The 14,698-nt window shown below is 73.7% G+C and carries 14 protein-coding genes; 12 read left to right on the top strand and 2 right to left on the bottom strand.

Features of this window, described 5'->3' with window-relative positions; all coding sequences use genetic code 11:
• Together E1265_RS02600 and E1265_RS02595 are read right to left on the bottom strand one after the other, a co-directional pair.
• Positions 1-798, bottom strand: a 798-nt coding sequence (locus E1265_RS02600; protein ID WP_243740486.1) for a M20/M25/M40 family metallo-hydrolase, incomplete at its 3' end; no start/stop codon positions are given.
• Positions 799-812: 14 nt separating this feature from the next.
• Positions 813-1,826: a LacI family DNA-binding transcriptional regulator gene (locus E1265_RS02595; protein WP_132928547.1), complete on the bottom strand. Its 1,014-nt coding sequence runs from the start codon at positions 1,824-1,826 to the stop codon at positions 813-815.
• A gap of 196 nt (positions 1,827-2,022) precedes the next feature.
• On the opposite strand from E1265_RS02595, the gene E1265_RS02590 reads away from it, so the two are divergent.
• The 12 genes from E1265_RS02590 to E1265_RS02535 all read left to right on the top strand — a co-directional run bounded on the left by E1265_RS02590 (position 2,023) and on the right by E1265_RS02535 (position 14,661).
• On the top strand, positions 2,023-3,012 hold the full coding sequence (locus E1265_RS02590) for a substrate-binding domain-containing protein (protein ID WP_132928546.1): 990 nt from the start codon (positions 2,023-2,025) through the stop codon (positions 3,010-3,012).
• Positions 3,009-3,827, top strand: coding sequence for an ATP-binding cassette domain-containing protein (locus tag E1265_RS02585; protein WP_243740485.1), 819 nt, complete (start codon positions 3,009-3,011; stop codon positions 3,825-3,827). Before E1265_RS02590 ends, E1265_RS02585 begins: the two co-directional genes overlap by 4 nt.
• Positions 3,824-4,846 (top strand): ABC transporter permease, encoded by a 1,023-nt coding sequence (locus E1265_RS02580; RefSeq protein WP_132928545.1) that lies wholly within the window; start codon positions 3,824-3,826, stop codon positions 4,844-4,846. Before E1265_RS02585 ends, E1265_RS02580 begins: the two co-directional genes overlap by 4 nt.
• Complete coding sequence (locus E1265_RS02575; protein ID WP_207930926.1) at positions 4,843-5,892, top strand: phosphotriesterase; 1,050 nt, start codon at positions 4,843-4,845, stop codon at positions 5,890-5,892. The genes E1265_RS02580 and E1265_RS02575 overlap by 4 nt, the downstream gene beginning before the upstream one ends.
• Positions 5,889-6,668: a glutamine amidotransferase gene (locus E1265_RS02570; RefSeq protein WP_132928544.1), complete on the top strand. Its 780-nt coding sequence runs from the start codon at positions 5,889-5,891 to the stop codon at positions 6,666-6,668. Before E1265_RS02575 ends, E1265_RS02570 begins: the two co-directional genes overlap by 4 nt.
• A complete protein-coding gene (locus E1265_RS02565) occupies positions 6,665-7,612 on the top strand; it encodes a nucleoside hydrolase (RefSeq protein WP_132928543.1) in 948 nt (315 codons plus the stop codon). The genes E1265_RS02570 and E1265_RS02565 overlap by 4 nt, the downstream gene beginning before the upstream one ends.
• Positions 7,609-8,478 (top strand): ribokinase, encoded by an 870-nt coding sequence (locus E1265_RS02560; protein ID WP_132928542.1) that lies wholly within the window; start codon positions 7,609-7,611, stop codon positions 8,476-8,478. The genes E1265_RS02565 and E1265_RS02560 overlap by 4 nt, the downstream gene beginning before the upstream one ends.
• Positions 8,479-8,560: 82 nt before the next feature.
• Positions 8,561-9,367 (top strand): DeoR/GlpR family DNA-binding transcription regulator, encoded by an 807-nt coding sequence (locus tag E1265_RS02555; RefSeq protein ID WP_207930925.1) that lies wholly within the window; start codon positions 8,561-8,563, stop codon positions 9,365-9,367.
• 202 nt (positions 9,368-9,569) lie between these two features.
• On the top strand, positions 9,570-11,117 hold the full coding sequence (locus E1265_RS02550) for an FGGY-family carbohydrate kinase (protein WP_132928540.1): 1,548 nt from the start codon (positions 9,570-9,572) through the stop codon (positions 11,115-11,117).
• The gene (locus tag E1265_RS02545) at positions 11,110-12,576 is read left to right on the top strand and encodes an FGGY family carbohydrate kinase (protein WP_243740484.1); all 1,467 of its coding nucleotides are present in this window, start codon (positions 11,110-11,112) and stop codon (positions 12,574-12,576) included. Before E1265_RS02550 ends, E1265_RS02545 begins: the two co-directional genes overlap by 8 nt.
• A 47-nt stretch (positions 12,577-12,623) precedes the next feature.
• A complete protein-coding gene (locus E1265_RS02540) occupies positions 12,624-13,676 on the top strand; it encodes a 2-hydroxyacid dehydrogenase (protein WP_132928539.1) in 1,053 nt (350 codons plus the stop codon).
• A gap of 367 nt (positions 13,677-14,043) precedes the next feature.
• The gene (locus tag E1265_RS02535; RefSeq protein WP_243740483.1) at positions 14,044-14,661 is read left to right on the top strand and encodes a histidine phosphatase family protein; all 618 of its coding nucleotides are present in this window, start codon (positions 14,044-14,046) and stop codon (positions 14,659-14,661) included.
• The last annotated feature ends 37 nt before the right edge of the window (positions 14,662-14,698 follow it).

The following is a 14,698-nucleotide window of genomic DNA, read 5'->3' as shown; positions in this document are numbered from 1 at the left end:
CTCCGTGAGCCCCCCGTGGTGCTGCCCGATCACCGTCCGGACGTCGATCGTGGCCCGTGCGCGGTCCGGCACGGAGTTGGTGTTGAGTCCGCCCTCGAAGGTGCCGACGTTCAGCGTGGGCGAGCCCAGGATCGGATGGGGCGGCGCCCCGAAGTCGAACCCGGCCAGCCGCGTCACCGCCCTGGCCAGCGGATAGATCGCGTTCTCGCCCAGGTGGGGCGTCGAACCGTGCGCCGTGACGCCCGAGGTGTCGGCCGCGAGCCACAGGGCGCCCTTGTGCCCGTGTAGTACCCGGTTGGCGGTGGGCTCGGCGATCAGCAAGGGGCCGCTGGGCCTGCCGCGCAGCCTCGCGGCGAGCCCCGCGGCGCCCCGACAACCGGTCTCCTCCGCGGCCGTGAGCACCAGGCGGAGCCCGGCCCGGTGCGGGCCGGGGAGGGCCGCGACCCGGGTCGCGGCCACCACCATGGCGGCGACACCGCCCTTCATGTCGCTGGTACCCCGCCCGTAAAGCCGGTCGCCCGCCGTCTCGCCGCCGAGCGGATCGTGGCTCCAGGCGGCGGCGCCCATCGGCACCGTGTCGAGATGGCCGGACAGGCACAGCGGTGGCGCATGCCCAGCGGGGGACCACTCGGCGATCAGCCCGCCGCGCCCCGGCGCGTGCTCGAAGAGTTCGAGGGTGAAGCCGGCGTCCGCCAACAGCGGCGCCAGGACGTCGAGCGCCGTGGTCTCGTCCCGGTCCACGGTGTCGACGGCGACCAGCGCACGAGTCAACTCGACAACGTCGGGTACACCGGCCACGCGGCCGCTCCCCCTCATGGCTCGCTCCTCTCCACGGGCGTGGACTCCCGGATCCTGAGCACGGGCGCGACCGCGATTCCGCGCGGTCCCGGGACGGGGTCCGCGCGCAGCAGCAGCCGCACGCACTCGTCGGCCATCGCTTCCCAGGGCTGCCGCACGGTCGTCAGCGGCGGATCGGAGATCTCCGCGAAAGCGATGTCGTCGAAGCCGGTGACGGCCATGTCGTCGGGGACCCGGACCCCGGCGAGGCGCAGTCCACGCAGCATGCCCAGCGCGATCACGTCGTTACCGCAGACCACCCCGTCCACCTCCGCGGCGCCCGCCTCACGCCGCGTCAGCCGGCGGGCGGCCTCGAGTCCCCAGGCCACCTCGAAGCTCCCGAGCAGAGGTGAGCGGGCGGGACTCAGACCGTGCCGTGCCAGGGCCGCTTCGAACGCCTGGGCACGCGCGACCGCCGACGAGTTGGTGAAGGCCGAGCTGACGAGGACCAGGCCCCGCCTGCCCCGGGCGACCAGCAGGTCCACCAACTGGCTTATGCCCGCGTCGTCGTCCGCGCCCACCCAGTCACTGACGGCTCCCTCCACCCGGCGGTCCACCTGTATCAGGGGCACCCGCTCGCCCGTCGACCGCACCGCCCGCGCGCTGGCGACCGCGTCGAGCGGGCTGATGATGATCCCGTCCACCTGACGGTCCACCAGGGCCTGGAGCCGGCGCGCCTCCACGGCGACGTCCCGGTTGGAGTCGCACAGCAGCAGTTCGATGTCCGACCGCTGGAGCCGGCGCTCCACCGCCTCGACGAGCAGCGGGAAGTACGGGTTGGATATCTGCGGGACGACCATGCCGATCGTGTCGGAGCGGTTGGTGCGCAGGGCGCGGGCCACGGCGTTGTGCCGGTAGCCGAGCGCCTCGGCGGCCTCGCTGACGCGCCGCACCAGTTCCGGCCTGACCTTCCTTGAGCCGGACAGCGCGCGGGAGACCGTCGAGGCGGACACTCCTGCCTCCCGCGCCACGTCATGGATCGTCGGCATGACTCTGGAGCCCTCCCGGTCAGAAATCGATTGCAAGCATCGGCCATGAATATTTCCGCAAGGTATCCGAGTACTCGCCCTTGACGCCACTCCCCGAGCTCCTCTACTGTCCAGCGCCACCGGGCAATCGATTGCCGGAAGTCGTCTTCCGCGGAGCCGCGCATCCCGGTGCCACGCAAGAGAAACGAGAAATCCGATGAGATACCGCTACGCAGGCAGAGTTGTCGCGGCTTCGCTGACCGTCGCCCTGGGCGTTGGGCTGACCGCCGGCTGCTCCCGCGAGGGGGAGGGCGGCGCGGACGGCGCGGAGAGCGGCGGGTCCGCCGACGGCCAGGTCAGGATTGGCCTGGTCCAGATCAACCAGCAGGCGATCTTCTTCAACCAGATGAACGAGGGCGCCCAGGAGGCGGCCGCCGCCGCGGGTGCCGAGCTGACCCTCTTCAACGCCAACGACGACCCGGTGCAGCAGAACCAGGCCGTCTCCAACTTCGTTCAGCAGGGCTACGACGCCGTGATCGTGGTAGCCATCGACGTGGAGGGCATCAAACCCGCCATCCAGGCCGCCGACCAGGCCGGGGTCGATGTCATAGCCGTGGACGCGATCATCGACGACCCGGCGGTCAGCGTGCAGGTGGGCGTGGACAACGCGGCGGCCGGCGAGCAGATCGGCGAGTTCGTCAACTCCTACGCCGACGAGCAGGACATCGATCCGACGATCGGCGTGGTCGGCGCGCTGAACTCCTACATCCAGAACCTGCGCAAGGACAGCTTCGCCGACACCGTCCAGGCCGCCGGGGCCGAGGTGGTCCAGACCGTCGATGGTGAGAACACCCAGGAGGGGGCGGCCACCGCCGCCGAGAACCTGCTCACCGCCCAGCAGGACATGAACATCATCTACGCCACCGGCGAGCCCGCCCTGCTCGGCACCGTGGCCGCCGTGCAGAGCCAGGGCGCCCAGGACCGGGTCACGGTCTTCGGATGGGACCTCACCAGCCAGGCCATCGACGGCATCGACGCCGGTTACGTCGCCGGCGTCGTCCAGCAGGACCCGAGGACCGAGGGCGTCGAAGCGGTCGACGCGGCCGTGGCGCTGGCGGCCGGCGAGCAGGTGGACGAGCGGATCGACGTCCCGGTCACCATCGTGACCCGTGACAACGTCGACCCCTACCGCGAGATCTTCCAGTGACGGCCGGCGACACCCCGGCGCGGCACGAGTACCGCGTCGAGATGATCGACGTGCGCAAGCGTTACGGCCTGATCGACGCGCTCCGCGGGGTGACCATCCGGGTGCGCCCGGGCGAGGTGGTGGGCCTCGTCGGGGACAACGCGGCCGGTAAGTCGACCGCCATGAAGGTACTGTCCGGCGCGGTCATCCCGGACTCGGGCGAGATACGGGTCAACGGTCTCCGCACCGAGTTCGCCAACCCGAGGGAGGCGCGGGACGCCGGCATCGGCATGGTCTACCAGGACCTTGCGCTCTGCGACGACCTCGACGTGGCCGCCAACCTCTTCCTCGGTCGCGAACCGCGCACCGCCGGCGGCCTGTTCCTCGACAAGCGGCGCATGCACGCGGAGGCCAGGCGACACCTGGACGCGCTGCGCATCCGCATCCCGCTGACCAGCGTGACGGTGCGCAACCTCTCGGGCGGCCAGCGCCAGGCCGTGGCCATCGCCCGGGCCGTGTCCTTCGACCCGCACGTGCTCATCCTCGACGAGCCCACCGCTGCGCTCGCCGTCACCGAGGTCGAGACCGTGCTCGAACTCATCCGCACGGTCTCCGCGCGCGGCGTGAGCGTCATCCTGATCACCCACCGGCTCCAGGACCTGTTCCGGGTCTGCGACCGACTGACCGTGATGTACGAGGGCACGGTGCGCACCGAGTTGGACGCGCGCGCCACCAGCCTCGACCAGTTGGTCACCGAGATCGTCGGCGGCCATGTCACGGAGGACGGCGCGGCCACCCCGGGCACGGAGTCCGCGAAAGAGAGGGTCCACCCGTGACCGCCCCGACCCTGTCCCCGGCCCAGCGGGCGGAACGGCTGGCCACCGGCCGGTCCGCGAAGGTGCACGCCTTCCTGGGACCGCGCATCCACACCGTGGCGATCGGAGCGGTGCTGCTCGCCGTCCTCGTCGTCTTCTCGCTGACCGCCGACACCTTTCTCACCACGGACAACTGGCTGAGCGTGCTGCGGCAGAACGCGCCGGTCATGATCGTGGCCGTCGCGATGACATTCGTCGTCACCACCTCAGGCATCGATCTGTCGGTCGGCTCGGTGCTGGCGCTCAGCGGCGCACTGCTGGCCATCCTGATCGACCACGGCACCGATCCCACCCTGGCGTTCGTCGCCGCCCTGGCTCTCGGTGGTGTCGCCGGCGGTCTCAACGGCTGGCTCTCCTGCTACCAGGGGATCCCCGCGTTCATCGTCACCCTGGCCACCCTGGGCATCATCCGTGGCACCGCCCTGCGCTCCACCGACGGCTACTCCATCGCCCTGCCCACCGACAGCTGGGTCGGCTTCCTCGGTCAGGGGTTGGTGGCCGGCATCCCCACGGCCGCCGTGGTGGCACTGGTCTTCGCCGCCGTCGCATGGGTCGTGTTCGACAAGACGGCCTTCGGGAGGTACGTCGTCGGCTTGGGCAGCAACCGGGAGTCCTTGCGCCGCGCGGGGGTGAACATCCGGCTCGTCGGCCTGACCGTGTACCTGATCTGCGGCATGGCCGCCGCCCTGGCCGGGGTGCTGGTCGCCACCCGGCTCGGCACCGGCTCGTCGAACCAGGGTGTCGGCTTCGAGCTGACCGTGATCACCGCCGTGGTGCTCGGCGGCACCAGCCTGTTCGGCGGCCGGGGCAGCGTCCTGGGCAGCGTGCTCGGCGTGTTGGCCCTCGGGTTCATCGAGAACGGCCTCCAACTGAGCCACGTCAACCCGTTCTACGTGCAGATCGTCCAGGGCACCATCCTGCTCGCGGCGGTACTGGCCAACACCCGGCTGTTCGCGCGGTTCGCCGAGGGGCCGTCGTGACCCGGGTCCAGACGGTCACGGGCCCCGTCGACGTCGCGGAGCTGGGGCTGACGCTGATGCACGAGCACCTGCTCAACGACTGCTCGGTGTACTGGCACCCGCCGGCCGACGACGACGCCGGAGGCCACGAGATCGCCCACTCCCCGGTGCGGATGCGCTATCTCGGCCGGCTGCGGAACGACCCGTTCCTCTCTCTGGACAACTGCCGTCTCGACGACGTCGAGCTGGCCGCCGAGGAAGCCGCGCGGTTCGCCGCGGCCGGTGGCCGCACCATGGTCGAGCAGACGTGTGCTGGCATCGGCCGCGACCCGGCCGGCTTGGTCGAGATCGCCCGCCGCACTGGTCTCAACGTCGTGATGGGCTGCGGCTACTACCTGGAACCCAGCCATCCTCCCGAGGTGCGCCGCATGTCAGTGGAGGGGGTCGCCGAGCGCGTCGAGGCCGAGGTCATCGAAGGCGTGGCCGGAGTGCGCCCCGGCATCATCGGCGAGATCGGCGTCTCCGCCGCCTTCACCGCCGCCGAGGAGAAGGTCCTGCGCGGCGCCGCCCGTGCCCAGCGTCGGACCCGGGTGCCGCTCTCCGTCCACCTGCCCGGTTGGGAACGGCACGGGCACCGGGTCCTCGACACCGTGGCGGAGGAGGGCGGTGATCCGGCGGCCACCGTGCTGTGCCACCTCAACCCCAGTCACGCCGACCGCGACTACCAGCACGCCTTGGCCGAACGCGGCGCCTGGCTGGAGTACGACATGGTCGGCCTGGAGTTCTACTTCGCCGACCAGGACGCGCAGTCGCCATCCGACGAGGAGAACGCACGGGCCGTCGCGGCGCTGGTGGCCGCCGGTCATGGCGGGCGGCTGCTGTTGTCCGGCGACACCTTCGTCAAGACCATGCTCACCCGGTTCGGTGGCTACGGCTACGACCACGTCATCACCGGGTTCTCCCCCCGCCTCCGCCGCCACGGCCTGACGAGCGAGGACCTGGAACAGCTACTCGTGCACAACCCGGCAGCGGTCTTCACCGCCGCCGCGAAGGGAATCCACTCATGACCCCGCCCCCAGCCCTCCGTGTTCTCGTCGCCGGCGAGTCATGGGTGAGCCAGTCCACCCACTACAAAGGTTTCGACGCGTTCACCTCGGTCACCTTCCACACTGGCATCGAGCCGCTGCGCGGCGTCCTGGAGGCCGACGGGATGACCGTCACCCACCTGCCCGCGCACGAGGTACCCGAGCGCTTCCCGCAGAGCGTCGCCGAACTGGCCGCGTTCGACGTGGTGATCCTCTCCGACATCGGCGCCAACAGCCTGCTCCTGCACCAGGACACCTGGCTGAACGGCCGGCGTCGGCCCAACCGGCTGAAGGTGCTGGCCGAGTGGGTGCGTACCGCGGGCGGTGGTCTGGCCATGGCCGGCGGCTACCTGAGCTTCCAGGGCTTCGAGGGCAAGGGCTTCTTCCACGGCAGCGCCGTGGAAGAAGTGCTACCGGCGGTGATCGCTCAGTACGACGACCGGGTGGAGACGCCGGAGGGCGCGGAACCTCTCCTGGTGGACGCCGGTCACCCCGTCGTCGCCGGGGTGCCCGACGGCGGGAGGTGGCCGGTGCTGCTCGGGTATAACCGGTTCGGCCTCAAGGAGGACGCCCACCTCGTCGCCGAGGTGAGCGGCGACCCGCTGCTCGCCGTGCGCGAGGTCGGCGCGGGACGCACCCTGGCCTGGGCCTCCGATATCGCGCCGCACTGGTGCCCGCAGGAGTTCCTGGACTGGAAGGGGTACGCCGTGCTGTTCACCAACGCCTGTCGGTGGCTGGCCGGAAGGGACATGGCGTGACCGCGCCCACCCCGGTCGTCATCGACTGTGATCCCGGCCACGACGACGCGATCGCGATCATGCTGGCGGCCGGCGATCCAGCCGTCGACCTGCTCGCCATCACCACCGTCGCCGGCAACCAGACGGTGGCGAAGACCACGCTCAACGCGCGGCGGATCTGCACCGTCGCCGGCATCACGGGGGTGCCGATCGCGGCCGGTTGCGCGCGCCCGCTGAACCAGCCGCTGCGGATAGCCGACGACGTGCACGGCGAGTCCGGACTCGACGGGCCGGCGTTCGGCGAGCCGACGGTGGACGTGACAGGCGAGCACGCCGTCGACCTGCTCCGCCGGGTCCTCACCGACCACCCGGAGCCGGTGACCCTGGTGCCCACCGGACCGCTCACCAACATCGCACTGCTGCTCAGCCGCCATCCCGAACTCACCCCGCGGATCCGGGAGATCGTGCTGATGGGGGGCTCGACGGAACGTGGCAACGTCACCCCGTACGCCGAGGCCAACGTCTTCGTGGACCCGGAGGCCGCGCAGATCGTGTTCGCGAGCGGCGTTCCCGTCACCATGTGCGGGCTCAACGTCACGCACCAGGCCCTGGTCACACCGGACGTCACCGGCCGGCTCGCCGGCCTCGGCACGGAGCTCGGGAGGCTGTGCGCGGAGCTGATGACGTTCTTCGGCTCCACCTACCAGCGGCTGTGGAACTTCCCGGCGCCGCCGCTGCACGACCCCGTCGCGGTGGCCAGGGTGATCGACCCGGCGCTGGTCCGCTGCGTGGCGGCGCACGTGGAGATCGAACTGCGCGGCAGCCACACGCGCGGCGCGACCGTGGTGGACTTGCACGGCTACCTGCGGCGGCCGGCCAACGCCCGGGTGGCCGTGGAGCTGGACCGGGAGGCGTTCTGGGACCGGATCGTCTCCGCCATCGCCCGGCTCGGGAGGCAGGCATGAGCGAGGCCGAGGTCGTGGTCGTGGGCAGCGTCAACGTCGACCTGACCGTGGACGTCGATCGACCGCCGGTGCGGGGCGAGACCGTGCTGGGGGGAAGCGTGGCCCAGGGGCCGGGCGGCAAGGGCGCCAACCAGGCGGTGGCGCTGGCACGTCTCGGCCGCCGGGTGGCGATGGTCGGTGCGACGGGTCGGGACGCGGCGGGCGACGCGGCGCGTGCCGTGCTCGCCGCTGAGGGGGTCGCCACCGAGCACATCGGGTACGAGGCGGCGCCGACCGGCCTGGCGGTCGTGCTGCGGGACAGCGGCGCCGACTCCACCATCGTGGTGGCGCCCGGCGCCAACGCCCTGCTGTCACCGGCCACGGTCACGGCGGCCGCACCGGTGCTCGGCGCGGCGCGAGCGGTCATGTGCCAGCTGGAGACGCCGGTCGCGGCCGTGGCCGCGGCGGCGGCCGCCACCCAGGGCCTCTTTGTGCTCAACCCCGCTCCCGCGACACCGCTTCCGGCTTCGCTGCTCGACCGGGTCGACCTCCTGGTGCCCAACCGCCACGAGCTTGCCGCCCTGACCGGCACGGACCAGGTCGAGGAGGCGGTCCGACGACTCCGGGTGCCGCGTCTCGTGGTCACGCTTGGCGCCGACGGCTGTCTGGTCCATGAGGACGGCCGGCTGGTGCGGGTGCCGGCGGCACCGGCCCGGGCGCGGGACACCACGGCGGCCGGTGACTCCTTCTGCGCGGCGCTCGTGGCCGCGCTGCTGGATGGCGGCTCCCTCGTGGCGGCCGCCGAGTGGGCGACGCGGGCCGCCGCTCTGACGACCACCAGAACCGGCGCCATGCTGAGCCTGCCGCGCCTCGCCGAACTGGGCTGATCCCCCTCTGGTGCCCCGGCTCGCGCGGCCCCGCCGTGTCACGCCCATGGTCGAGGGAGCGTCCGCGTGCCAAGCTGTGGGCGTGGCGACCGAATCCATCGCCGGCGAAGGGGCCGGGCGCAATCCGGAGTTGCGGCGGGTGGCCATGCGCCGTCAGGTGTCGGAGGCCGGGTTCGTGCGGGTGGCCGAACTGGCCAGGCGGTACGGCGTGAGCATCATGACCGTGCACCGGGATCTGGACGAGCTGGAGCGGCGCGGCTTCCTGCACAAGGTGCGCGGCGGCGCGACCTGCGCGCCGACCACCACCTTCCACGGCGACCTCGACCACCGGATGCGGGCGCAGGTCGAGGCCAAGGAGGCGATCGCGCGGGAGGTGCTGGCGAGCGAGGTGCGGCCGGGTCAGGTGGTCGCGCTCGACGACAGCACGACGTCGCTGATGCTGGCCAGGCTGCTGCCGGAGCGGGCGCCGTTGACCGTGGTGACGCACTTCCTGCCGGTGTTGCGGGCGCTGGCGGCGCGGCCCGGCATCGAGTTGGTGGGGCTCGGCGGGCGGTACGACGCCGCGTACGACTCGTTCCTCGGCCAGGCCACGGCGCGGGAGGCCGCCGGGCACTGCCCCGACGTGCTGTTCCTCTCCACGACCGCGGTGGCCCAGGGGATCTGCCGGATCCAGTCGCGGAACACCATGGTCACCAGGCGGGCATTGATCGCCTCGGCGGCCCGCAGCGTGGCGCTGATCGACCACAGCAAGTTCGACCGCAGGGCGCCCTACCGGCTGGCCGCGGTGGCCGAGTTGGACCGGGTGGTGGTGGACGCCGGCACCCCCGAGGCGACGGTGCGCGAGCTGCGCGCCAGGGGCGGCGTGATCGACGTGGTGGACGTCGGCTGACGGCTCGGCGACCGGGTCGCGGCGTGTGTGAAGTTCACCTTCCAAACCTCCGCCGGCGGGCGGGTTCTCGGCCGCTGAGCTGGGGATTTCTCCGAACCGTCCAGCGCCGTCGGCAAGATCGATGTTAAGAGTTGCGAACTCCCGCGGGCCGCGCGTGTAATACGCCTCACTTCTGGCACGGCCGGAAAGAGGTGGTGCGGCAATGGCGCTGGACGATGCTCCTTTCGACGGTCACTCCGACGGTCGTCTCGATGGTCGGTTCGACGGCCCTTTCGCGGTGTGCGTGGACGCCGGCACGACGGTCATCAAGGCCGTGGTGTTCGACGCCGCGGGGCGCGAGGTGGTGGTGTGCCGCCGGGAGACGGTGGTCGACCATCCACGGCGGGACCGCGCCGAGCAGGACATGGCCGCGGTGTGGGGGGCGGTCGCCGCCGCCGTGCACGAGGCCGTCGCCGCCGCGCCGGGTCCGGTGCGTCTCGTGGCGCTCACCGCGCAGGGCGACGGCGCCTGGCTCGTCGACCGACGGGGCCGGCCGGTGCGGCCCGCGGTGCTGTGGAACGACGCCCGCGCGGCCGACGTGGTCCGGGAGTGGCGGGCGGCCGGGGTGCTGGCTCGCGCCTACCGGAAGAACGGCTCGCTGACCAACGCCGGGCTGCCCAACGCCATCCTGCGGCGGCTGGCCGTGGAGGAGCCGGACGCGCTGCGCGCCGCGCACGCGGTCCTCACCTGCGGCGGCTGGCTGTTCCTGCGGCTGACCGGGGTGCTTGGCATCGAGGTGTCCGAGGCGTCGGCGCCCTGGCTCGACATCGGTTCCCGTCACTACTCGGACGACCTGCTCGCCGCGTACGGGCTGGTCGAACACCGCCGCCTGCTGCCGCCGTTGCTCTCCGGCGCCGACCAGGTCGGCGAGCTGACCCACGAGGCGGCGGCGGAGCTCGGCCTGCCGGCCGGCACCCCGGTGGTGCTCGCGCCCTACGACGTGGTGGCCACCGCGCTCGGCACCGGCACGACCGTCGCCGGGCAGGCCACCTGCGTGCTGGGCACCACGCTCTGCACCGAGGTGCTGGTCGACGCCCCCGACACGGCCGGCGAACCGTCCGGGCTCACCCTCGCTTTCGGGCCGTGGCGCCCGGTGCTGCGGGCGTTCCCCACGCTGGCCGGCACCGGCGTGCTCGACTGGACGGTCGAACTGCTCGGCCTGCGCGACCACGGCGAACTGTCCGCGCTGGCCGCCGGGTCCGCGCCCGGCGCCGACGGGCTGCGGCTGCTGCCCTACCTGTCGCCGGCCGGGGAGCGGGCGCCGTTCCTCGATCCGGCGGCCAGCGGCCTGGTCACCGGGCTGCTGTTCGCACACCGCCGCGAGCACCTGGCCCGGGCGGTGCTCGAGGGGCTCGCGCACGTCATCAGGGACTGCCTGGACGCGGCACCGCACCGGCCGGTCGAGCTGGCGCTGTGCGGCGGCGGCGCGGCCAGCGAACTGTGGTGCCAGCTGATAGCAGACGTGACCGGCGTGCCGGCGGTCACCACCGAGGACAGCCAGGTGGGCGCCAAGGGCGCGCTGCTGTTCGCGCTCACCGCGCTCGGCGACCACCAGGACCTCGGCGCCGCCGCGGCCGCGCTGGTCAGGCGCGACCGGCGGCTGGTGCCCGCGCCCGGCGCGCGCGAGTTCCACGACCGTGAGCACGCCGAGTTCCTGGCCACCAGAGCGCTGGTCGCCTCCCGCTGGAAAGGGTGGCGGGCCGATGTCTGAGCCGGTGTGGATCGGGGTCGACCTCGGCACACAGAGCGTCCGGGCGCTGGCCGTCGACGACGCGGGGCACACCGTGGCCGGCGCGGCCCGCCCGTTGCGCGGCCACCGCGACGGGCCGCGCCACGAGCAGGAGCCGGCGGCCTGGTGGGCGTTGGCCGCCGACGCGCTGGCCGAGCTCGCGGCGGGCCTCGACGGCCGGCCGGTGGGCGCCGTCGCGGTCTGCGCCACCTCGGGCACCGTGCTGCTGACCGGCCGGGACGGCGTGCCGTCCACGCCGGGGCTGATGTACGACGACGCGCGGGCCGGCACGCTGGCCGCCGAGGCCCAGGAGGCGGGCGCGAAGCTGTGGGCGCGGCTCGGGTACCGGATGCAGCCGTCCTGGGCGTTGCCCAAGCTGCTGTGGTGGCGGGACCGGGGGCTGCTGACCGGCGCGCGGCTCGCGCACCAGCCGGACGTGGTGGCCGCCGCGCTGGTCGGCCACCCGGTGGCCAGCGACTCGAGCCACGCGCTGAAGACCGGCTACGACCTGGTCGAGGAGCGGTGGCCGGCCGAGGTGCTCGCCGGTCTCGACGTCGACCCGGCGGTGCTGCCCGAGGTGGTGCGCCCGGGCACGGTGCTCGGCGAGGTGTGCCAGGTGGCGGCGGCCCGCACCGGGGTGCCGGCCGGTACCCCGGTGGTGGCCGGCATGACGGACGGTTGCGCCGCGCAGCTCGCCGCCGGCGCACTGGGCGTCGGTGAGTGGAACTCGGTGCTCGGCACGACCCTGACGCTCAAGGGGGTCAGCGCCGCGCTGCCGCGCGACCCGACCGGCGCGGTGTACTCGCACCGGGCGCCGCACGGCGACCTGTGGCTGCCGGGCGGCGCGTCGAGCACCGGCGCCGGGGCGGTGCGGGCGCTCTTCCCCGACGCCGACCTGGAGGCGTTGACGGCTCGGGCGGCGCGGGTGCGCGCGGTGCCGACGTGCTATCCGCTGGTGGGCCCGGGCGAGCGGTTCCCCTTCGTGGCACCCGAGGCGCGCGGCTTCCTCGACGGTAATCCGCTCGCGGTCTCAGGCGACGACCAGGCCACGGCCTTCGCCGCGGTCTGCCTCGGGGTCGCGCACCTCGAGCGGCTGGCGTTCGAGGTGTTGGCCGGCGCGGGCGCGGACGTGGGCGGCCCGGTGGCGTTCACCGGCGGCGCCACCCGGAACGCGTGGTGGAACCAGCTGCGGTGCGACGTGTTGGGTGTCCAGGTGCGGCTGCCGGCCAACCCCGAGCCGGCGCTCGGCATGGCGGTGCTCGCGGCAGGCGCGCTGGGCGGCGACGTGCCGGGCGCGGCCCGGCGGCTGGTGCGGGTGCGGCACACCCTCGAACCTGACCCGGCGCGGACGGCCGCGCTCACCCCCGGATACCACGCGCTGGTCGCGGAGTTCGTGCGGCGCGGCTGGCTCGATGCGCGGTTCGCCGCCGGCGGCGGGTAACCCACAGGACGAGTCAGGCTGTTCAGACGAGTCAGGGAGGCAGCGACGTGTCGGAACCCATCCCCGTGCTGGTCGCCGGGGACCACTTCGTGCTCAACCGGTTGCTGGTCGAGGCGTTGCACGAGGCCGGCGACCCGGCGGCGTGGCAGGTGCGGGAGCTGGAACTGCCATGGCCGCACGTGCCGTTCGGGCCGGTGGCCGAGGTGCGGGAGGCGTCGGGGTCCGAGGACCAGCTGATCGAGGCGCTGGCCGGGGTCCGGGTGTGCCTGACCCAGATGGCGCCGCTGACCCGGCGGGTGCTGGCCGCCTGCCCCGACCTGGAGCTGTTCGCGGTCTGCCGGGGCGGCCCGGTCAACGCCAACCTGGCCGCCGCGGCCGAGCACGGCGTCACGGTCACCTTCGCGCCGGGCCGCAACGCGGCGTCGACGGCCGAGCACACGCTGGCGCTGATGCTGGCGGCGATGCGGCGGATTCCGCCGGCGCACCAGTCCATGCTGGCCGGCCGGTGGGACGGCGGCGGCTACGCCTACGACGCGGCCGGCCTGGAACTCGCCGGCCGGACCGTGGGGTTGGTCGGCGCGGGCGCGGTCGGTGGCCGGGTGGCCGCGGTGCTGGTGGCACTCGGGGCGCGGGTCCTGGTGGCCGATCCCTACGCCGACGAGGCGACGCTGCCGGCCGGGGTGCGGGTGGTCGGGCTACCCGAGTTGCTCGCCTCGTCCACGGTGGTCTCGCTGCACGCCAGGCTCACGCCGGAGACGGCCGGGCTGATCGGCGCCGCCGAACTGGCCGCGATGCCGCGCGGCTCCGTGCTGGTCAACTGCGCGCGCGGCGGGCTGCTCGACTACGGGGCACTGGCGTCGGCGCTGCGCGAAGGGCACCTGTTCGCCGCCGGCCTCGACGTGTACGACGTGGAGCCGCTGCCGCCGGACCACCCGCTGCGGGGCGCGCCGGGCCTGGTGCTGACCCCGCACCTGGCGGGCGCGAGCCGCGCCGTGGCCGAACGCGCGGCGCGCATGGTCGCGGCGGAGGCGCTGCGCTGGCTCAACGGCGAACCGCCGCTCCACCCGGCCGGCACCGGCCGAACGGGAGCGGCCCGATGAGCGCCCGCCGCCTCGCGCGGCGTGCGGACGGGCGGCCGACGGCCGCGTGCGCGGCGGCGTGCCGCGGTGCCTGGCCGGCACGGGCTGGCCGCGAGCGACAGGGCACGGCCCGCACGCGCCGGGCCGGCACCGCCGGGCCTCGGCCTCTGCCGCCTGACGTCGCATCCGGCCTCGCCCCATCGAACCCACGGGCTCCGCGCCCAGCGGCACGCGGCGAAGCCGCCAGCGCCCAACGGCCGTTGCCGACGCAGCGGCCCGCCGCCCGCACGGACGGCCGCAGCCCGGCCCGGTGCCCGACGGCGCCGCTCACACGGCGCTCCGCGCCGGACGGCGGCCGGCCGCGCGGCGAGCGACAGGCGGTGATCCGGTGAGCGCGCGGTTGTTGTTGATGCGGCACGCGGAGACCGTCTGGCACCGGGACAACCGGTATGCCGGCGCGCGCAGCGATCCGGATCTGAGCGAGGCGGGGTGGCGGCAGGTGGCGGCGCTGGCCAACGCGGTGTCGGCCGAGGGCGTGACCGCCGTGGTCAGTTCGCCGCTGCGCCGCGCGCTGCGCACCGCGCGGCCGGCCGCCGACGCGCTGGGGCTGCCGGTGCGGGTGATGTCCGGACTGCGCGAGGTCGACTTCGGTGCCCTGGAGGGCCGTACCAGGGCCGAGGCCGATCCGGAGCTGGTGCGCGCGTTCGTCGCCGATCCGGTGGCGCACCCGTTCCCCGGCGCGGAGCCGCCGGAGTCGGCCGCCCGCCGGGCCACGGCCGCGCTGCGCGAGATCGTGGCGCGGCACCCGGACGGCACGGTGCTCGTGGTCGCGCACAGCACGGTGCTGCGGCTCGCGCTGTGCGCGTTGCTCGGCCTCGAACTGGCCATGTACCGCCGGGTCTTCCCCCGCTTCGAGAACGTTGCGGTCACCGAGGTCCGGCTGCCGGCGGAGCCCGGCCCACCGGCCGCGCTGCTGTCGCTCAACCGTCCCCTGGTCGGGCACTGACCCGGCCCCCTACTCCCCCACCACCCGCTCGGAAAGG

Origin of the sequence: Streptomyces sp. 8K308 (assembly GCF_004348315.1) — a bacterium.
Taxonomy (GTDB): domain Bacteria; phylum Actinomycetota; class Actinomycetes; order Streptomycetales; family Streptomycetaceae; genus Streptomyces.
The sequence above is the reverse complement of the archived record's forward strand: the minus strand, read 5'-3'. Positions and strand labels throughout refer to the sequence as shown.